The sequence below is a fragment of the Hydrogenophaga sp. genome, assembly GCF_030373245.1.
Lineage (GTDB): Bacteria > Pseudomonadota > Gammaproteobacteria > Burkholderiales > Burkholderiaceae_C > Hydrogenophaga.
In genome coordinates this window covers 19,769-40,055 of record NZ_JAUCZF010000006.1, presented here as the reverse complement: position 1 = coordinate 40,055, position 20,287 = coordinate 19,769, and the positions used below count along the sequence as shown (strand labels likewise).

17 protein-coding genes are annotated in these 20,287 nt (G+C 64.4%); all 17 read left to right on the top strand.

The features are described 5' to 3' along the window. Nucleotides 1-162 precede the first annotated feature (162 nt). The 17 genes from dapF to ftsW all read left to right on the top strand — a co-directional run bounded on the left by dapF (nucleotide 163) and on the right by ftsW (nucleotide 20,223). Nucleotides 163-1,038, top strand: a complete 876-nt coding sequence (gene dapF / locus QUV25_RS14135) for a diaminopimelate epimerase (RefSeq protein WP_300864887.1) — start codon at nucleotides 163-165, stop codon at nucleotides 1,036-1,038. Between the two features lie 28 nt (nucleotides 1,039-1,066). Further along, nucleotides 1,067-1,765, top strand: coding sequence for a DUF484 family protein (locus QUV25_RS14130; protein WP_300864886.1), 699 nt, complete (start codon nucleotides 1,067-1,069; stop codon nucleotides 1,763-1,765). Nucleotides 1,766-1,772: 7 nt separating this feature from the next. Then, the gene (locus tag QUV25_RS14125; protein WP_300864885.1) at nucleotides 1,773-2,786 is read left to right on the top strand and encodes a tyrosine recombinase XerC; all 1,014 of its coding nucleotides are present in this window, start codon (nucleotides 1,773-1,775) and stop codon (nucleotides 2,784-2,786) included. A gap of 97 nt (nucleotides 2,787-2,883) precedes the next feature. Beyond that, a complete protein-coding gene (locus QUV25_RS14120) occupies nucleotides 2,884-3,969 on the top strand; it encodes a GTP-binding protein (protein ID WP_300864884.1) in 1,086 nt (361 codons plus the stop codon). A 304-nt stretch (nucleotides 3,970-4,273) separates the two neighbouring features. Next, entirely contained in the window at nucleotides 4,274-5,308 is a 1,035-nt protein-coding gene (gene dksA, locus QUV25_RS14115; RefSeq protein WP_300864883.1) for an RNA polymerase-binding protein DksA, read from the top strand. A gap of 48 nt (nucleotides 5,309-5,356) precedes the next feature. After that, entirely contained in the window at nucleotides 5,357-7,195 is a 1,839-nt protein-coding gene (locus QUV25_RS14110) for an STAS domain-containing protein (RefSeq protein ID WP_300864882.1), read from the top strand. 22 nt (nucleotides 7,196-7,217) lie between these two features. After that, the gene (gene hslV / locus QUV25_RS14105; protein ID WP_300864881.1) at nucleotides 7,218-7,763 is read left to right on the top strand and encodes an ATP-dependent protease subunit HslV; all 546 of its coding nucleotides are present in this window, start codon (nucleotides 7,218-7,220) and stop codon (nucleotides 7,761-7,763) included. Between the two features lie 92 nt (nucleotides 7,764-7,855). Continuing rightward, a complete protein-coding gene (gene hslU, locus QUV25_RS14100; RefSeq protein WP_300864880.1) occupies nucleotides 7,856-9,193 on the top strand; it encodes an ATP-dependent protease ATPase subunit HslU in 1,338 nt (445 codons plus the stop codon). A gap of 350 nt (nucleotides 9,194-9,543) precedes the next feature. Next, a complete protein-coding gene (gene mraZ / locus QUV25_RS14095; RefSeq protein WP_300864879.1) occupies nucleotides 9,544-9,969 on the top strand; it encodes a division/cell wall cluster transcriptional repressor MraZ in 426 nt (141 codons plus the stop codon). A gap of 9 nt (nucleotides 9,970-9,978) precedes the next feature. Next, nucleotides 9,979-10,902, top strand: coding sequence for a 16S rRNA (cytosine(1402)-N(4))-methyltransferase RsmH (gene rsmH / locus QUV25_RS14090; protein WP_300864878.1), 924 nt, complete (start codon nucleotides 9,979-9,981; stop codon nucleotides 10,900-10,902). A gap of 85 nt (nucleotides 10,903-10,987) precedes the next feature. After that, complete coding sequence (gene ftsL / locus QUV25_RS14085; protein ID WP_300864876.1) at nucleotides 10,988-11,284, top strand: cell division protein FtsL; 297 nt, start codon at nucleotides 10,988-10,990, stop codon at nucleotides 11,282-11,284. Continuing rightward, the gene (locus tag QUV25_RS14080; RefSeq protein ID WP_300864874.1) at nucleotides 11,281-13,038 is read left to right on the top strand and encodes a penicillin-binding protein 2; all 1,758 of its coding nucleotides are present in this window, start codon (nucleotides 11,281-11,283) and stop codon (nucleotides 13,036-13,038) included. The genes ftsL and QUV25_RS14080 overlap by 4 nt, the downstream gene beginning before the upstream one ends. Further along, entirely contained in the window at nucleotides 13,038-14,576 is a 1,539-nt protein-coding gene (locus tag QUV25_RS14075; RefSeq protein ID WP_300864873.1) for a UDP-N-acetylmuramoyl-L-alanyl-D-glutamate--2,6-diaminopimelate ligase, read from the top strand. The genes QUV25_RS14080 and QUV25_RS14075 overlap by 1 nt, the downstream gene beginning before the upstream one ends. Then, nucleotides 14,573-16,012, top strand: coding sequence for a UDP-N-acetylmuramoyl-tripeptide--D-alanyl-D-alanine ligase (gene murF, locus QUV25_RS14070; RefSeq protein ID WP_300864872.1), 1,440 nt, complete (start codon nucleotides 14,573-14,575; stop codon nucleotides 16,010-16,012). Before QUV25_RS14075 ends, murF begins: the two co-directional genes overlap by 4 nt. Next, nucleotides 16,002-17,180, top strand: a complete 1,179-nt coding sequence (mraY, locus tag QUV25_RS14065; RefSeq protein WP_300864871.1) for a phospho-N-acetylmuramoyl-pentapeptide-transferase — start codon at nucleotides 16,002-16,004, stop codon at nucleotides 17,178-17,180. Before murF ends, mraY begins: the two co-directional genes overlap by 11 nt. Further along, nucleotides 17,177-18,970 carry a UDP-N-acetylmuramoyl-L-alanine--D-glutamate ligase gene (gene murD / locus QUV25_RS14060; protein WP_300864870.1) on the top strand — a complete coding sequence of 598 codons (1,794 nt, stop codon included), beginning with the start codon at nucleotides 17,177-17,179 and terminating at the stop codon, nucleotides 18,968-18,970. Before mraY ends, murD begins: the two co-directional genes overlap by 4 nt. A gap of 41 nt (nucleotides 18,971-19,011) precedes the next feature. Next, nucleotides 19,012-20,223 carry a putative lipid II flippase FtsW gene (gene ftsW, locus QUV25_RS14055; RefSeq protein ID WP_300865234.1) on the top strand — a complete coding sequence of 404 codons (1,212 nt, stop codon included), beginning with the start codon at nucleotides 19,012-19,014 and terminating at the stop codon, nucleotides 20,221-20,223. The last annotated feature ends 64 nt before the right edge of the window (nucleotides 20,224-20,287 follow it).

Here is a 20,287-nt window from a genome sequence, read left to right as displayed (position 1 = left end):
GGCATCGAACCAAGTCTATGTGTACGATTGATGTGGTTATCATACAAATTTACCTCGAAAGCATCGATGCAGGTAAACCCTGAAAACCGTTCCCGGTTGTCTTGGTTGCATCGGGCTTCTCGCCGCTTTGGCCGGTCGGCTCGAGAGGGGATAATCGGCTGTATGCAGATCCGGTTCACCAAAATGCAGGGTGCGGGCAACGATTTTGTGGTGCTCGACGAGACCCGTGCCCGGTTGAACCTCAGCCCGGCTCAGTACCGCTGGCTGGCCGACCGACATCTTGGCGTTGGCGCCGACCAGATCCTGAGCGTACGACCCTCGCCTGGTCCCGAGCTGGATTTTGAATACGTGATCCACAACGCCGATGGAGGCGAAGTTGAGCACTGCGGCAACGGCGCACGCTGTTTCGTGCGTTATGTGCATGACCATGGGCTGACCGATCGCAACCCGGTGCGGGTGAAGGTGATGAAAGGCGTGTTGTCGCTGCAGCTGCACGCCGACGGCCGCGTCACGGTGGACATGGGTCCGCCTGTGTTCGCGCTGGCGCGTGTTCCCTTTGATGGCACTGGCCTCAAGGCCCATCCCATGGGCAACTTCGAGCGCTGGCCTGTGACCCTGCCGGAGGTGGGCGAGGTGCTGGTGTCGGTGCTGTCCATGGGCAACCCGCATGGGGTGCTGTTGGTGGGCGACGTCGACCAGGCGCCAGTCGAAAGCTGGGGCCCGATGATCGAGTCGCACGCGCGCTTTCCCGAGCGTGTGAATGTGGGCTTTCTGCAGGTGGTCGATCGCCACACGGCGCGGCTGCGTGTGTATGAGCGCGGCGCTGGCGAAACCCTGGCCTGTGGCACGGGCGCGTGCGCAGCTGTCGTGGCCGGTATCCGCCTGGGCCTGCTGGACCCGCAGGTTGAGCTCCATACGCGCGGCGGAGTGCTCAGTATCGAATGGGCTCCCAGCGCAACCCATGACGCAGCGGTGTACATGACCGGACCCGCCACCACCGTGTTCGAGGGCACGGTCGACGTGCCTGATCTGACCTGACTCCCCTCCGCTGTATCGTCTGCACACCATGATCGAACCCACCATTCCCCCCATCACCGAAGACGACATCGCCAATTACCTGGCCAACACGCCCGACTTTTTCGAGCGTCATGCCAGCCTGCTCGCGACGGTGCAGCTCACCAGCCCGCACAGCCACCGCGCGGTGAGTCTGCAGGAGCGCCAGGCCGAGATGCTGCGCGAAAAGATCAAGGCACTGGAGCTCAAGGCTGCCGGCATGATTCGCCACGGTCACGAGAACACCGCCATTGCCGACCGCTTGCAGCGATGGACCCGCGAACTGCTCCTGACCCGTGAGACGCGCGAGTTGCCGCGGGTGGCGGTGCGCGAGATTGCCGCGCAGTTTCTGGTGCCCCAGGTGGCCATCAAGGTCTGGGGGGTGGCGCCGGAATACGCTACCGAGGACTATGCCCAGGGCGCCAGCGAAGACGTTCAGACCTTTGCTTCTTCGCTCACGCTGCCGTACTGCGGCGCCAACCCGGGTCTGGAGGCTGCGAAGTGGCTGGAGGACGCGGCCTCTGTAGCCTCGCTGGCATTGATTCCGATGCGCGCTGGCATCGCGCCACACGCCTTTGGTTTGTTGGTGCTCGCTTCATCGGACAGCCAGCGCTTCGCCACCGACATGGGGACCGATTTTCTGGAGCGCATTGGCGAAATCACCAGCGCCGCCCTCTCGCGGCTGCGACCGGTGGTACCCGCCGCGGTGTGACGCTCCGTTGAGGCACCGCACCGAATCGGCACAAGAGGCGCTCAGCGCCGAAGACGGCGCGCTGGTGCGGCGCTACCTGGACCATGTGCGCGTGGAGAAACGGTTGGCTGAGCGCACCGTCATTTTGTACACCGGTGACCTCCAGCGGCTGGGCCAGCTGGCCTCAAAGGCCGGTCTGGGCCTGAGGCAGGTGCAAAACGCCCACGTCCGGCGCTGGGTCGCTCAAATGCACAGCGTCGGGCGCAGTGGGCGCGGCATTGCCCTCATCTTGTCGGGCTGGCGCGGGTTTTATGTCTGGCTGGGCCGACAAGCGCTGGTTGACCACAACCCGGTGCAAGACGTGCGCGCGCCCAAGGCGAGCAAGCCCTTGCCCAAAGCGCTTGGGGTGGACGAATCAATTCAACTGGCCAGTCACGTGCAGACCGGCGATCCGCCGGGGCTGGCCGCCCGAGATGCCTGCGTCACCGAACTGCTGTACGGCTGCGGCCTGCGCATTGGCGAACTGGTGGGGCTGGATGTGGCGGCTGGTCCGCGGGCGCGTGGCTGGATCGATACCAGCGAAGGTGAAGCTCATGTGCTGGGCAAGGGCAGCAAGCGGCGCAGCGTGCCTGTCGGTCGAGCGGCCTTGAGCGCCCTGGCAGCGTGGCTGGAGCATCGTGCCGCCTGGGCGGGCGAAGACCCCGCGCTGTTCATCGGTGCCCAAGGGCAGCGGCTCACCCCTCAGCACCTTCGGGTGCGCCTGAAACGCCGCTCCATGCTCGCCGGCCTGAGCACGCCAGTGCATCCGCACATGCTTCGCCACTCCTTTGCCAGCCACGTGCTGCAGTCCAGTGGGGACCTGCGCGCCGTGCAAGAGCTGCTGGGTCACGCCAGCATCGGCACCACTCAGGTCTACACCCGCCTCGACTTTCAGCACCTGGCCCAGGTCTACGACGCCGCCCACCCCCGGGCCCAGTTGGTCCGCCAGCCCGGCGAACCCTCCACCTTGGCCCCGAAACCGCCCAAAGACCCACCTGGATGAGCCAGGGTGAAGCCCCGTGCGCCAGCAGTGGCCGAGTGGGTGGACTACACTGCCCGCCAGCTTCTGTAACCTGTTTGCTCGTCTCCCATCGCCCGCCATGCCCCTGATTCCTGCCACCATCCTCACCGGCTTCCTCGGTTCTGGCAAAACCACGCTGCTCAAGCGGGTGCTCAGTGAAGCCCACGGTCAGAAGATCGCGGTCATCGAAAACGAATTTGGCGAAGAAAACATCGACAACGAGATCCTGGTGGCTGACACCGAGGAAAACATCATCCAGATGAGCAATGGCTGCATCTGCTGCACCATCCGCGACGACTTGCGCGCCACGCTGCAGGACCTGGCCTCCAGGAAGCGCAAGGGGGAACTCGTCTTTGATCGGGTGGTGATCGAAACCACCGGTCTGGCCGATCCTGGCCCGGTCGCTCAGACCTTCTTCATGGACGATGAGGTTGCGGAGCAGTATCTGCTTGACTCCATCCTGACCCTGGTCGACGCCAAACACGCCGCCCAGCAGCTCAACGATCGCCAGGAGGCGCGTCGCCAGGTAGGCTTTGCCGACCAGATTTTCATCAGCAAGGCCGACCTGGTGGATGCTGGTGAGCTCGATGCGCTGACCCACCGCTTGAAGCACATGAACCCCCGCGCGCCGATGCGCCCGGTGCACTTCGGCGAGGTGGCGCTCAAAGAGGTGTTCGACCTGCGAGGCTTCAACCTCAACGCCAAGCTCGACATCGATCCGGACTTCCTAAAGGCCGACGATGACCACGATCACGACCATGGCGACGGTCACGGCCATGAACAGCACGACCATGCCCCCGGTGAGCCCTGCAACCACCCGTCGCACCAGCATGGGCACGAAGGTCACGGTCACCACCACCACCATGACGACGACGTGAAAAGTTTTGTCTACCGCGCCACGCGGCCCTTCAACCCGGCCAAGCTGGAGGACTTCCTGGGCGCGGTGGTGCAGGTCTACGGGCCGCGCATGCTGCGCTACAAGGGTGTGCTGGCCATGGAAGGCACCGACCGCAAGGTCATTTTTCAGGGCGTGCACCAGCTCATGGGCAGCGATCTGGGGCCAGCCTGGGCTGAAGGTGAGGCGCGCGTGAGCAAGATGGTGTTCATTGGCCTGGATCTGCCCCGGGACATCCTGGTGCAGGGGCTGGACCAGTCGCTGGTCTGATCGCGGCGCGAATTGTCTGTTGCTTCTGCTGGATCCCAACGTGCTGTTTGTCTCGATTCTTCAACGGCTGGGCTTCCGCTCGGAACCAGTAGCCGCCACAAAACGCGCCCAGTCCTTACAATCGCGCGCCACCCATGCACACCCGGCGCGGCCTGGATCGAAGTCGACTCGAACCAGGGGTGCCGATGTGATTAGGGGTATAACCACGAGTTTGCCGGTCACCGGTGACCCAGCGGGGACCAACACCCGAAGCGCACAGCCCGTTATGCATTCCGCCTCGTCAGGCATTGAGAGGAGACCCCTTGTGAAAGCCCCGGCCAAGAAGACCACCCAAGCTGCCAAATCCGCCGGGACGGGGGCCAAGGGTCGAGCGTCTGCCCCTGCCAAACCCGCCGCGAAGTCCAAGCCGACAGCAAAGCCCGCAGCCAAGCCCGTGGCCAAATCCAGCAAGCCCGCCACGCCCGCCAAGAAGGCAGCGGCCGTCAAACCGGCCAAGCCGGTGGCCAAAGCTGCTTCGGTGAAGACCAGCAAGGCCGTTGCCAAACCGGTAGCCAAAGCTGCGACCAAGCCTGCGGTAAAGCCTGCGCCGAAGGCGGTCGTGAAGCCCAGTGCGGCGCCGAAACCCGCAGCCAAACCCGCAGCCAAGAGTGCCGCTCCTGTGTTCGGCAAGCCGGTCACCGTGGCACCACCCAAAAAACCCATCACCCTGCCGGTGGTGCAGCCCACGCCCAGGCCGCTGGGCAAACGCGCTGCCAAAAAGGTCATGATGGAGCAGATGACGCAGGCCGAGGTGGTGCCCACCCACGCGCCCGATGCTGCCAAAGCGACTTTTTCCACCATGAATGAACGTGTTGTCATGACGCCTCCCGTCCCCTCCGCCATCCGCAAGGATCCCAAGCGCGCCAACAACTGGAAGTCGCTGTCGGTCGACCAACTCACCGACGAAGACATCCAGGCCATGCCCGACAGCGAGTACATGGGTGATCTGCAACTGGCCTACTTCCGCCGCAAACTCAGTCAGCTGCGCGCCGATATGTTGGCCAACGCGGGCGAAACCACAGAGCACTTGCGTGAAGACACGGTGGTGGTGCCCGATCCTGCCGATCGCGCCACCATCGAGGAAGAGCACGCTCTGGAGCTGCGCACCCGCGACCGTGAGCGCAAGCTGCTGAAAAAGATCGAACAGGCCATCGCCCGTATCGATTCGGGCGACTACGGTTACTGCGAAGAAACCGGTGAACCCATTGGTGTGGGTCGCCTCATGGCTCGCCCCACCGCGAGTCTTTCTCTTGAAGCCCAGCAACGCCGCGAGCTCAAGCAGAAGATGTTTGGCGACTAGCCCGCTTTTCGAGATTTCCTCTTCACCCAGTTCCGGTAACCTCTCGGCATGTCCAAGGACGAATCGAACGGCGGCTTTCTGTCCAAGGTGGCGAAATTTGTTCGCCACCCGACCACCAGCTGGGCCGACCTGGACACGCGCACCGCGGATCGGGAAAGCGAGTACAGCAAGGCTGCGCTGAAAGAAATGATCGAGCGCAAGCGGCGCAACGATTTTGTGCGCAAGCGCGAATTCGACATGCTGCGCAAGATCCGCAGCCGCGAGGCCAGTGGCGAGGGGGGGCATGGCATCCGTCCTTCGTTCTTCCAGAGCAGCCTGCCGTCCAAGCCGGACGACCGGGCCATGACGCTCAAGAAGATCGACGAGATCGAAGCTCAGATGTCCATGCAATGGTGGAAAACCAAGGGGCCTGACTCGCTGGTCACCGGGTCCAGCCAGCACAGCACGGGCGGCACACCTCTGGAGAAAAAACCGGAGTCCCGGGAGCAGGATGGACCGGACGAGGAAAAATCCCGTGCCCGTGTCAAGCAGTATGGGGAAACCGAAGGCACGCCCCTGATCTCGGGCCACGACAGTCCTCCCGCGACCAAAGATGCTCCCGACGTGCCTGCGCCACGTCTTGCGGGTATGCAGCGGGAAAGTCCCGCAGCCGACCGCCAGTCCGCTCCAGTCGCTGCAGCGACCGTCCGCACCGGCCTGATGGCCATGGCCGGGCCTTCGCAGGCCGCGCCCGGCGGGCCCAACTCGACCTTTTCGCCTTCGCACTTTTTTGCGCTTGATGTGCAGGAGGTGGCTCAGGACCCCGAAGTCGAAGAAGCCGCCATCCGGTTTGCCAACGGCGACGATGCCGGTGCCGAGCAGGGTCTGCTGGAAGCCGTGGGCGAAGGGGGCGTCCGTATTGAGCAGGAAGAGGACTGGCTGGCGCTGTTCGACCTGTACCGGGCGACCGGTCAGCTGGCCTCTTTTGAGGGGCGCGCAGTCGAGTTCGTGAACCGTTTCAGCCGCTCCGCCCCGCAGTGGTATGACATGCCCGAGATGATCGGGCAGATCACCGGCAAGACCTACCGGCCCACCAGCGGCACCAGCCGGGCGGTGTGGGTGTGCGAGCCCGACGTTGATGCGCACGCCGTAGGCACCCTTCAGACCGTGCTGATGCGCGCTCCCCAACCCTGGGTGCTCGACTGGTCACAGCTTGAGTCGATCGACGTCAAGGCTGCGCGCGCACTGCTCGGCATGTTCACGCTTTGGGGCGATCAGGACGTGGAACTGCGTTGCCTGGGTGCCAACACCTTGCGCGAGGTGCTCAAGAACTCGACGCCCTCCGGCCGCCGCGACATCGAGCAGCTCTGGTGGGAGCTGCGCATGGCGGCGCTGCGCGTGATGAACCGCGCCGATGAGTTTGAACTCACGGCCCTGGACTTCTGCGTCACCTACGAGGTGTCGCCGCCGGGCTGGGAGCGGCCTCGCTGTCATTTCCAGAACATCTCTCCTGCAGCGTCCGCCGAAAGTGGGCAGTCGGTGCTGAGCGAACCGGTCATGGAGTCCGTGCCCTCGCATTTTTCGGGCGACTCCCAAAGCCCGGACAGTCAGTCTTCGGAACTCAATCAGCTCGGCTTGGTGGAGCTGTCGGGTGAAATCCGTGGTGATCCCCAGCCCATCCTGGAGGCGCTGGAGAAGCGGCTTCAGGGCGCAGACGTGATGATCATTTCCTGCCGAAACCTGATCCGGGTCGATTTTTCCGCTGCGGGGACCATGCTCAACTGGGTTTCGAGTCACCATGCCCAGGGCCGCAACGTGCAGTTCGTGGATGCTCACCGCCTCATTGCCGCCTTCTTCCACGTCATCGGCATCACCGAATACGCGCGCGTGGTCCAGCGCAACGATTGAGCCTGTTCGCGGGCTGAACACCATGGAATCGCTTCACGGCACCACCATCCTCTGTGTTCGGCGCAACACGTCCGAGGGTGTGCAGGTCGCCATTGGCGGCGACGGCCAGGTCACGCTGGGCAACATTGTGGTCAAGGGCACAGCGCGCAAGGTGCGCCGGCTGCACCACGACCAGGTGCTGGCGGGTTTTGCCGGCGCCACGGCCGACGCTTTCACCTTGTTTGAACGTTTTGAAGCGAAGCTGGAAAAGCACCAGGGACACCTGGTGCGTGCCGCTATCGAGCTCACCAAAGACTGGCGCACCGACCGCGTGCTGCGCCGCCTGGAGGCGATGCTGGCGGTGGCCGACCGCAGTGCGTCGCTCATCATCACTGGCAATGGCGATGTGCTGGAGCCCGAGCACGGCATCGTCGCCATCGGCTCGGGCGGTGCCTATGCGCAGGCTGCCGCCAAAGGGCTGCTCGATCACACCGACCTGAGCGCCGAAGACATTGTTCGAAAGTCGCTGGCCATCGCCGGTGAACTCTGCATCTACACCAACATGCACCACACGGTCGAGGTGTTGTGAGCGCTCGCGGCGCCTGACGCTGCTCGCCTCGCCCGCCAGGTCGAAAGACGGCAGGCTCCCCACCGGTGAATCTTGATCAAGGTCTCTGCCCCATGTCTTCCATGACGCCCCAGGAAATCGTTTCCGAACTCGACCGCTTCATCATCGGGCAGCAGGGCGCCAAGCGCGCGGTGGCCATCGCTTTGCGCAACCGCTGGCGTCGCCAGCAGGTGAATGCCCAGCTGAGGCCCGAGATCACACCCAAGAATATCCTCATGATCGGCCCCACCGGGGTGGGAAAGACCGAGATCGCACGCCGCCTGGCGGCGTTGGCCAACGCACCTTTCATCAAGGTCGAGGCCACGAAGTACACCGAGGTCGGCTATGTGGGCAAAGACGTGGACGCCATCATCCGCGACCTGGTGGAGATTGCCATCAAGCAGACGCGCGATGCCGCGGTGCGCGAGCAGCGCGCGAGGGCTGAAGATGCCGCCGAAGACCGAATTCTGGACGTGCTGATTCCACCACCTCGGCACGCAGCCCCGGGCGGCGGTGAGCTGGTCGCCAGCAGCGAGAGCACGGCGCGCCAGACCTTTCGCAAAAAGTTGCGCGAGGGGCATCTGGCCGATCGGGAGATCGAGATCGAACTCGCTGAGCCTCGTCCCACGGTGGACATCATGGGTCCGGCGGGCATGGAAGACATGGCCGAACAGCTGCGTGGCATGTTCAGCCAGATGGGTCAGGACAAGCGGCGCACCCGGCGCCTGAAAATCTCAGAAGCGATGCCGCTGCTGATCGACGAAGAGGCCGGCAAACTGGTCAACGAGGAAGAAATCAAGCAGCGCGCGCTGCAAAACACCGAGCAAAACGGCATTGTCTTCATCGATGAGATCGACAAGGTGGCTTCGCGCAATGACTCCGGCAGCGCTGAAGTGTCGCGCCAGGGCGTGCAGCGCGACCTGCTGCCACTGGTGGAGGGCACGACCGTAAGCACCAAACACGGCCCGATCAAGACCGATCACATCCTGTTCATCGCCAGCGGTGCGTTTCACCTCAGCAAGCCCAGCGACCTGATTCCCGAGCTGCAGGGGCGCTTCCCGATCCGCGTGCAGTTGCAGTCGCTGTCGGTAAGTGATTTCGAAGCCATTCTCACCCAGACGCACGCCTCGCTGGTGGTGCAATACCAGGCCTTGCTCGCCACCGAGGGCGTGACGCTGCAGTTCCGGCCCGAGGGCATTCTGCGGCTTGCCCAGATCGCCTGCGAAGTCAACGAGCGCACCGAAAACATCGGTGCGCGGCGGCTGGCTACGGTGATGGAGCATCTGCTCGACGAAGTGAGCTTTGGTGCCACGGCCTGGCAGGGCAAGACCCTGACCATCGACGCCTCCTACGTCGACGGCCGGCTGGCTGAGCTCAGCCGCAGCGAGGATCTTTCTCGCTACATCCTCTGAACCTCGACCCGGTCCGGTGAGCCCTGCGTCAGGGCATGACCGATGGTGGATGGCCGACTCCGGCGACGGAGGCTTGTGCGAGCGTGCCGTCCTACCGGTCGCACCAGCGTTAGCGTGAGGTTTTTCACGGGCCTTTGCACTGCCTCTGTTTGAAGCATCACTTGCACTGGGTGCTGTAAGTGCTTGCTTTTACAGCAGATTTCACACTGAAAGAGCGTCTCAAAACCGCTCTAAGTGGTTGATTTCATTGAAAAAATATGTAGCCACGCGCTTGCACTGCAGAGTTTTGCTGCTACAGTGGGAAAAAGTGCAATTAAGTGGTGAAAAGTGTTTTTTCAGGACTGACCTAGGTGTTTCAGGGTATTTCTTCTCTCAATCTCGATGCCAAGGGGCGGCTGTCTGTGCCGACCCGGTACCGTGACGCCCTGATTGAATGTCAAAACCAGCTCACCATCACGCGCCACCCCCACGGGTGTCTGATGATATTCCGTCGCACCGAGTGGAAGTCGTTCAGCGACCAGATTGCCAGTCTGCCCATGGAGGCGTTCTGGTACCGCCGCTATTTCCTCGGTCACGCCATGGACGTGGACATGGACGCCACGGGTCGGGTTCTGATTTCGCCTGAGCTGCGTGCTAACGCCGGGATCTCCAAAGAGGCCGTGCTGCTGGGCATGGGGAGCTTTCTCGAGCTGTGGGACGCAGAGACCTACGCCGCCCAGGAGGCTGAGGCCATGAAGGGCGACATGCCGGAGGCGCTCAAGCGCCTCTCATTCTGAAGGCCCGCGGTGCAAGACCCATGGAGCCACCAGACCGTCCTGTTGAACGAAGCTGTGAAAGCCCTCGCCATCAACCCCGACGGACACTATGTCGACGCGACCTTCGGCCGCGGGGGGCACGCTCGCGCCATCCTGCAGCAGCTCTCGCCGCAGGGACGGCTGACCGTCTTCGACAAGGACCCGCAGGCGATTGCCGCTGCTCAGGAATGGGCTGCCCGCGATGCGCGCATTGCCATCCGCCACGAGGGCTTTTCCCATTTGGGCGATCTGGGCCCGGCCAGTGCGGATGGTGTGTTGATGGATCTGGGGGTGAGTTCGCCGCAGATCGACAACCCCGAGCGTGGTTTTTCATTTCGTCACGATGGTCCTCTGGACATGCGCATGGACACCACGCGCGGCCAGAGCGTGGCTCAATGGCTGGAAACGGCCGACGTACCCACCCTCACGGAGGTCATTCGTGACTATGGCGAAGAACGGTTTGCTCAATCGGTTGCAAAGGCGATTGATCGTCGCCGACAGGAACGGGGCCCTATTCGAACCACCCGTGAGCTGGCCGAAGTCGTGGCTGGCGCGGTCAAAACCCGCGAGCCGGGCAAGGACCCTGCAACGCGCACATTTCAGGCTCTTCGGATTTTCATCAACGCCGAGCTTGAAGAGCTGCAACAAGCGTTGAGCGCCAGCTTGTCCGTGCTGCGTGCCCAGGGACGTTTGGTGGTGATCAGTTTTCACTCGCTGGAAGACCGCATGGTCAAGCAGTTCATGGCGCGCGCCTCGCGCACCGTGGTCGACCGCCGCGTGCCGTTCGCCGAGCCTGCGCCCATGCCACTGAGCGAGGTCACTCGCGTCATGCCCAGTGAAGCTGAGGTTCAGCTCAATCCGCGCGCCCGCAGCGCCGTGATGCGCGTGGCCACGCGCACCGAGGTGGCCGCATGAGCGCAGCTCAGGGCCACCCCAAGCTAGCTCGTACCCCCTCGGGGGGCAGTGAGGTCTGCGCAGCGATGACCGTAGGGACCTGGTCATGATTCGCCTGAACCTCATGCTGCTGGCTGCGGTCATGGTGAGTGCGTTTTATCTGGTGCACACCCAGTACGAATCGCGTCGGTTGTATGCCGCGCTGGACAAGGGCCACTCACAGGCGCGCAAGTTCGATGCCGAGCACGAGCAGCTGGTGGTGCAAAAACGCGGCCAGGCGGCGTCGGCCCGGGTGCAGCAGCTTGCCACGCGCCAGTTGCAGATGCGGCCGGTCACGCCGGGCATCACCCAGTACGTGACGCTTCCTTCCACCATGCCAACTGCTCAGGAGCAGCGCCCATGAGCCGCCGCAACGATCGGGGCAGCAGCCGAAGCATCAATTACAGCGCCAGCCCATTGCTCGCGAGCAAGACGCCGATGTGGCGCAGCAAGTTCATCGTGGCATCGCTGGCGATTGCCTTCGCCGGACTGGGTGCACGCGCGGCGTATGTGCAGGTGTTTGGCAACGACTTTTTCCAGCGCCAAGGCGAAGTGCGCTTCGCGCGCACGCTGGAACTGCCGGCCAACCGCGGCCGCGTGCTGGATCGCAACGGTCTGATCCTGGCCTCCAGCGTCGTGGCGCAAAGCATCTGGGCGATTCCCGAGGATGTCGATAAGGCGCATCCCAAGCTGCGAGAACTGGCCAAGCTGCTGGAGATGCCGCTGTCGGACCTGAAAAAACGGCTGGCCAACGACGACAAGACCTTTGTCTGGATCAAGCGCCAAGTGGATGCGCCCGTGGCCAAGCAGATCGCTGCGCTCGACATCAAGGGCATCTACCAGCGCCGGGAATACAAGCGCGAGTACCCCGAGGGCGAAGCAGCTGCGCATGTGGTCGGGTTTACCAATGTGGAAGACCGTGGCCAGGAGGGCGTCGAGCTGGCGTTCAATCGGCAGCTCTCTGGCAAGAACGGTTCACGCCGGGTGATCAAGGATCGGTTGGGCCGGGTGGTGGAAGACGTGCGAGATGTGATTCCGCCTCTGGATGGGCCTGACTTGCAGCTCTCCATCGACAGCAAGGTGCAGTACTTCGCCTACCAGAAGTTGCGCGAGGCGGTGCAGACCAACAAAGCGCGTGCTGGCAGCGTGGTGGTGCTCGACGCAGTGAGTGGCGAGGTGCTGGCGCTGGCGAACTACCCCAGCTTCGATCCCAACCGCCGCCGCAGCCTCAGCGGTGAGCAGTTGCGCAACCGCGCGCTCACCGACAGCTTCGAACCAGGGTCGACGATGAAGCCCTTCATCGCCGCGCTGGCGCTGGAGAAAGGGCTGGTCAAGCCGACCACGCCGATCCAGACCGCGCCCGGGCGCATCCAGATCGGAGGATCCAGCATCTCCGACTCGCACCCGCACGGTGTGCTCACCGTCAACGAGGTGATCCAGAAGTCCAGCAACGTGGGCACGGTCAAGCTCGCGATGCAGATGCAGCCGCGCGAAATGTGGGAGAGCTACGCCCAGGCCGGTTTTGGTCAGAAGCCGCAGCTGCCGTTTCCGGGCTCGGTGAGTGGCCGGCTTCGCCCTTATAAGTCGTGGCGCCCGATCGAGCAAGCGACCATGAGTTACGGCTACGGTCTTTCGGCATCGCTGTTCCAGCTCGCCCAGGCTTACACCATCTTCGCCCGCGATGGCGAGCTGATCCCTGTGAGCATGCTCAAGACCGACGCACCAGCGGTGGGCGTGCGCGTGTTCAGTGCTGAGAATGCGCAGGCTGTGCGCAAGATGCTGGAGATGGCCACGGCGTCGGGTGGTACCGCACCGCAGGCCCAGACCATGGGCTATTCGGTGGGAGGCAAGACCGGTACCGCCCGCAAACAAGAAGGCAAGGGTTACGCTGAAAACAAGTACCGCAGCTTCTTTGTTGGTCTGGCGCCGGTCGACCAGCCTCGCATCGTCGTGGCGGTGATGGTTGACGAGCCCAACAACGGTGTGTATTACGGCGGCCTGGTGGCGGCGCCGGTGTTCAGCGAGACGGTGCAGCAGACGCTGCGCATTCTGGGCGTGCAGCCCGACATGAACGTCAAGCCACAGATCGTCACCGAGCTGGTTGAGGAATCGTTCTGATGCGAACGCTCGATCGACCCGCCGCCATCGCCGCCTGGCTGCGCCAGCGCGTCTCTGGCACGCTGCAATGCGACAGCCGCCGCTTGCAGGCCGGCGACGGCTTCGTGGCCTGGCCAGGAGCGGCCACCGACGGGCGGCGCTTCGTGCCGGGCGCGCTGAGTGCGGGCGCATCAGCCGCTGTGGTCGAACAAGACGGTCTGCATGCCTTTGGCTTGAACGATGAGCGCGTACTCGTGGTGCCAGGATTGAAGGCGCTGGCCGGTCCGATCGCCAGTGCCTTCTTTGGCGAGCCCAGCACGGCGCTGGAGATCGTGGCCGTCACCGGCACCAACGGCAAGACCTCGTGTGCCTGGTGGACCGCACAACTGCTCTCGGCCCTGGGACGTCCTTGCGCCGTGGTCGGCACGCTGGGTATCGGTCAGCCGCCCACCGGGCGCGCGCCAGCTGCCCCGCTGGTGGCCACTGGACTGACCACGCCAGACCCGGTCACGCTGCAGTCCAGGTTGCGGCAGATGGTCGATGGCGGCATGCACGCCTGCGCCATCGAGGCGTCTTCGATCGGCCTCGTAGAAGCGCGGCTGAATGCCACGCGACTGCGTGTGGCCGTGTTCACCAACTTCACCCAGGACCACCTCGACTTCCACGGCAGCATGGACGCCTACTGGGCAGCCAAGTCCTTGCTGTTCGACTGGTCGGGTCTGAGCGCAGCGGTGATCAACCTGGACGATGCCAAGGGACACGAGCTAGTGCAGCGAGTGCGAGAACGCGGGATCGACCTCTGGACCGTGGGCTCTGAGAGCGCTGCGGTGGCTCCTCGCCTGAGCGCGGCCGGTGTCGCGATCACCCGCCAGGGCATGCGCATGACGGTGGTCGAGCGCGATGCGGCGGGGGTGGTGGTGGCATCGCACCCGCTGAGCTTGCCACTCGTGGGACGCTACAACCTGTCCAACCTGCTGTGTGTGTTGGGTGCGGCGCGCGCGCTGGGCTGGCCGCTGGCTGATGCGGTGCACGCTTGCGGTCAGCTCACAGCGGTGCCAGGCCGCATGGAGCAGGTGCCCGGTGGTACCGACCAGCCTCTGGTGCTGGTGGATTACGCCCACACGCCGGATGCGCTGGAGAAAGCGCTGCAGGCCTTGCAGCCGCTGGCGCGTCAACGCGGCGGTGTGCTCTGGGTAGTGGTGGGTTGCGGTGGCGACCGAGATGCGGCCAAGCGCCCACTCATGGCGGCGGTGGCCCAGCGAGAGGCGACCCGGGTCGTGCTCACCAGCGACAACCCGCGCAGCGAAGACCCGCTCAGCATCCTCAAGCAGATGCGCGCTGGTCTGACGATGGCGCGCCCGGTTCGGCTGGAGGTCGACCGGGCCGAGGCGATTGCGCTGGCCGTGCAAACAGCTCAATCCGCCGACGTGGTGCTGATTGCGGGAAAAGGTCACGAGGACTACCAGGAAATCCAGGGTGTCAAGCGCCCCTTCTCCGATCGCGACCAAGCCGCCGCCGCCCTGACCCGGCGGGCCGGCGCGCAGGGAGCCGCCGCATGAAGACCCTGAGTCAGCTGCTGCCGCAATTGCAGGGCGCCCACGCGGTGGGTGCGCTCGACCTGCTGGTGATCAACCGAGTGCATACCGATACACGCAGCCTGCAACCCGGCGATCTCTTCGTGGCGCTCAAGGGCGAGCGCTTCGATGCCCACGATTTTCTGCCGCAGGCCCGGGCACAGGGCGCGGTGGCTGCCATCGCGCACGGCGGTCTGATGGCCTCCGGCCTGCCCGGCGTGGAAGTACCCGACACACGTCTTGCCTTGGGTGAGCTCGCACAACGCTGGCGCGCGCAGTTCAGCTTGCCGCTGATTGCGGTGACTGGCAGCAACGGCAAGACCACTGTCACGCAAATGATCGCGTCCATCCTGCGCGCAGCCGTAGGTGATGCAGCGCACGCCACCCAAGGCAATTTCAACAACGACATCGGCGTACCACTCACGCTGCTCAAGCTCATGCCCTCGCACCGTTTGTCGGTGGTGGAACTGGGCATGAACCACCCGGGTGAGATTGCCACCCTGGCGGCCATCGCCCAGCCCACGGTGGCCCTGGTCAACAACGCGCAGCGCGAGCACCAGGAGTTCATGGTGTCGGTGGAAGCGGTGGCGCGGGAGAACGGGGCTGTGATCACCGCGCTGGCTTCAGACGGTGTGGCTGTGTTCCCCAGCGACGAAGTGCACACCGCCATCTGGCGCAAACTCTCCGGCCCACGCCGGTTGATCGATTTCAGCGACCAGGATGCCGCGGCCGCCGTGCATGTGCTCAGCGCCGATTGGGAAGGCGATGCCTGGACCGTTCGATTCGCCACGCCGCAGGGCGACTCACGCTGTCGCCTGCAGGTGGCCGGCCGCCACAACCTGCGCAACGCCATGGCGGCTGCGGCCTGTGCGGTGGCCGCCGGCGTGCCGCTGGTTGCCATCACCCAGGGGTTGAATGCCTTTGAGCCGGTCGGTGGCCGCTCGCGCGCGCTGAACGTAGCGTTGCCCGATCGCCGCCTGACCCTGATCGACGACAGCTACAACGCCAACCCCGATTCGGTGCTGGCCGCCATCGACGTGTTGGCCGAGTTGCCCGCGCCGCGCCTGCTGGTGCTGGGTGACATGGGCGAGGTCGGCGAGCAGGGACTGGCGTTTCATCTTGAGGTGTTGCGCCATGCCCGCACCCGGGGCATCGAGGCCGTGCACTGCGCGGGTGACTGGATGCGCCAGGCTTGTGCGGCACTGAAAAGTGCTGGCGAGGCGGCCCCTCAACACTGGAGCGAGGTGGAAGCCCTGAGCGCGCATGTGGCCGACCAGGTGAACGCCACGGGTGCCGGCGCGCTGCGAAGCGTTCTGGTCAAGGGATCGCGGTTTATGCGCATGGAGCGTGTGGTGCAGGCGCTGAAGGCACTGGACCAGGACACGACAGAACAACGGAAGGACGCCCCGCATGCTGCTTAGCCTCACCCTGTGGCTGCAATCGCTGGGGCCGGAATTTGGCTTCCTGCGGGTGTTCCAGTACCTGACGTTCCGCGCCGTGATGGCGGCCATGACGGCGCTCATCCTGGGTCTTGTGGCAGGCCCGTATTTCATTCGTCGGCTGGCGGCGCTGAAGATCGGCCAGCCGATTCGCGACTACGCGATGCAGTCACACCTCAGCAAGAGCGGCACGCCCACCATGGGCGGTGTCTTGATCCTGTTCTCAATCGCACTGTCCACGCTGCTGTGGTTCGACCTGTCCAACCGCTTTGTCTGGATCGTGTTGCTGGTGACGCTGGGTTTTGGTGCCATCGGCTGGGTAGACGACTGGCGCAAGGTGGTTCACAAAGACCCCGAGGGCATGCGCTCGCGAGAGAAGTATTTCTGGCAGTCGGTGATTGGCCTGGTCGCCGCTTTTTACCTGGTCTTCAGTGTGTCCGAGACCAACAACCTGCGCGTGCTGCAGCTGTTTTTCGAGTGGGTCACCTCAGGATTCACCGTCGAGTTGCCGCCTCAGGCCGGTCTGATGGTGCCGTTCTTCAAGGAGATCAGCTACCCGCTCGGCGTGTTCGGCTTTGTCTTGATGACCTACCTGGTCATCGTTGGATCCAGCAACGCAGTCAATCTGACCGATGGTCTCGATGGCCTGGCCATCATGCCGGTGGTGATGGTCGGCTCAGCTCTGGGCGTGTTTGCCTACGTGACCGGCAACGCGGTGTTCGCGCGTTACCTGCTGGTGCCCCATATCCCGGGCGCGGGCGAACTGCTGATCTTCTGCGCCGCCATGGCCGGCGCCGGGTTAGCCTTTTTGTGGTTCAACACCCACCCGGCCCAGGTGTTCATGGGCGATGTGGGCGCACTCGCACTGGGCGGCGCGCTGGGCACCATCGCCGTGATCGTGCGGCAGGAAATCGTTCTCGCCATCATGGGCGGCATCTTCGTGGTCGAGGCGCTCTCCGTGATGGCGCAGGTGACCTATTTCAAGTACACGAAACGCCGCTTTGGTCAGGGTCGCCGTCTGTTCCAGATGGCACCGCTGCACCACCACTTCGAGAAAAAAGGCTGGAAAGAAACGCAAGTGGTGGTGCGCTTCTGGATCATCACCATGTTGCTCTGCCTGGTCGGTCTGTCGACCCTAAAGCTTCGATGAACACGCTGAAGGACCAAACCGTTCTCGTCCTGGGCCTGGGCATCTCCGGCCTGGCGATGGCGCGCTGGTGCGTGCGCTGCGGCGCGCAGGTCACCGTGGCCGACACGCGCGCCACGCCACCCCAGTTGGCCGCTCTGCGCGCCGAATGCTCCGGTGTGCGCTTTCGCTCAGGCCCACTGGACGAGGCTTTACTCGCGGAGGCGCCCTGGACCGTCATCGCCCGCAGCCCGGGCCTTTCGCCGCAGGAGCTGGCGCCACTGCGCGACTGGGCCCATGCCCATGGCGCTGCCTGGGTAGGCGAGCTGGATCTGTTTTCGCAAGCCCTGCGCGATCTGTCGCAACGCGAGCACTTGCCTTACCACCCCCAGGTGCTGGCCATCACCGGCACCAACGGCAAAACCACAGTCACCGCGCTCACCGGGCTCCTGCTGCAACGCGCAGGCGTGCGCACTGCCGTAGCCGGCAACATTGGACCGGCCTTGCTCGACGTGCTGGCGCAGGCCCTGGACGCAGAGACGCAAGCGGAGAAAACCACCGCGCGGCTCGAAGCCGAACAGGCGCCGGATTCCTTCTCTGCCGTGGTGGAGGCAGGAGCGAACGAGCCTAGCGCTGCCATGCCTGTCGTCAGCGCCGAAGCTGCACCGAGCCCGGATGCCGGTGATGAAGACCTCGACACGGATGAAGGCAGCGGCGATGAGGCAGAGATGCCCATGCTGGTGCCGTCCCCCCCAGCACCTGCGCTGCCGCCTCACCTGCCCGCTGTCTGGGTGCTCGAAGTGTCGAGCTTCCAGCTCGATGGGGTGGCGGGTGGTGCCTGGGACAGCGTGCCCACCGCCGCCACCTTGCTCAACATCAGTGAGGACCATCTCGACTGGCATGGCAACCTGGATGCTTACACGCGTGCCAAGGCCGCGGTTTTCGGCGCGCAGGCGTTGATGCTGCTCAACCGCGACGACGAGCGCGTGATGGCATTGAAGCCGGCGATGAACACGGTCAAGGTGGGGGGGCGCAACCGACAGCAGCCCGCTCGGCCGTGGGCCAGCTTTGGCCTGAATGCGCCCACCGAAGTGGGCGACTGGGGCATCGAGTCGGTCGGCGGCATGGACTGGCTGGTGCGCGCGCTGGCGCTGGACGAAACGCGCAAGCGCGGTCGCGCCGCGCAAGAGGCCGAGGAGATCTACTTCCAGCGTCTGATGCCGGTCGATGCACTGCGCATCCGTGGCCGCCACAACGCCGCCAACGCCCTGGCGGCACTGGCGCTGGCGTCCAGCACCGGCGCAGCCCTGGGCGCCATGCTGCATGGTCTTCGCGAATACCGTGGCGAGCCCAACCGCGTCGAGCCGGTGGGCATCATCGATGGCGTCGAGTACTTCAACGACAGCAAGGGCACCAACGTCGGTGCCACGCTGGCGGCGGTGAGCGGCCTGGGCGCCGAGCGCCGGCTGGTGGTCATTCTCGGCGGTGATGGCAAGGGGCAGAACTTCCAGCCGCTGGCCGAGCCGCTGGCGCGTCACGCACGCGCGGTGGTGTTGATCGGCCGCGATGCTCACCTGATCCGCTCGGCCGTGGCCGATTCGCTCGACCCCGTGCCGATGCTGGATGCGCAGACCCTGCCTGAAGCAGTTCGACTGGCTCAGCAACAGGCGCAACCGGGCGACGCCGTTCTGATGTCGCCCGCCTGTGCAAGCCTCGACATGTTCGACAACTACGCGCACCGCGCATGGGTGTTCGTTGAGGCGGTACGGGCGCTCGCCGATGAGCGCGGTGTGGCACTGGAGGGTTCGGCGTGATCGCGGTTCTGCAGTCCACCTGGGCGCGGCTGCGCGGTGCGATGGCCGGCGGTAGCGACGGTTTGCCCGTGCGCCTGTCCAGCCGCAGCTACGGCGGCACCCGCGGCCCGGCGGTGCGCGACATGGGCTTTGACCAGCCCTTGCTGTGGGTCGTGGTGACCTTGCTGGCCTGGGGCCTGGTGATGGTGTATTCGGCTTCCATCGCGCTGCCAGACAACCCCCGCTTCGGCAACTACGCGCCCACCCATTTCGTCACTCGCCACGCGTTCTTCATGTCCATCGGGCTGTTGGCCGCGGTGGTGGCTTTCCAGTTCCCCATGCACGTCTGGGAAAAGCTCGCTCCCTGGCTGTTTGCACTGACCCTGGTGTTGCTGGCCCTGGTGTTGATTCCGCAACTGGGCAAGGCAGTGAATGGCGCTCGGCGATGGATTCCGTTGGGCGTGATGAACTTCCAGCCGTCCGAGCTGGCCAAGCTGGCGGTGCTGCTCTACGCGGCGGATTACATGGTGCGCAAGATGGAAGTCAAGGAGCGCTTCTTCCGCGCGGTGATGCCGATGGCGTTTGCGGTGGGTGTGGTGGGTATGTTGCTGCTGGCTCAGCCCGACATGGGCGCTTTCATGGTGATCGTGGTCATCGCCATGGGCATCCTGTTCCTGGGTGGCGTCAACGCGCGCATGTTTTTTCTGATGGCGCTGGTGGTCATCGGCGCCTTTGCGGTCATGGTCATGACGAGCGAGTTCCGTCGTGCGCGGGTATTTGCCTACCTGGACCCCTGGAGCGTGGAGCACGCGCTGGGCAAGGGCTACCAGCTGTCGCACTCGCTGATCGCCTTCGGTCGCGGTGAGATTTTCGGCGTCGGTCTGGGCGGCAGCGTGGAAAAGCTGCACTGGCTGCCGGAAGCCCACACCGACTTCCTGCTCGCGGTCATTGGCGAAGAGTTCGGCCTGATCGGCGTGCTGCTGCTGATCGGCCTGTTTCTCTGGCTCACGCGGCGCATCATGGACATCGGACGACAGGCAATTGCACTCGATCAGGTCTTCTCCGGCCTGGTGGCACAGGGCATCGGGGTATGGATGGGCTTTCAGGCGTTCATCAATATCGGTGTCAACCTCGGCGCTTTGCCCACCAAGGGCCTCACCCTGCCCCTCATGAGTTACGGCGGCTCGGCGATCCTGATCAACCTCGTGGCCCTGGCCATCGTGCTGAGGATTGATTATGAAAACCGCCAGATGATGCGCGGAGGTCGGAAATGATCATTGCACGGTTTCGTCAAAACCGGCAGGCGGCTGCGCAGCAGACGCGGCTGCGGGACGCGGC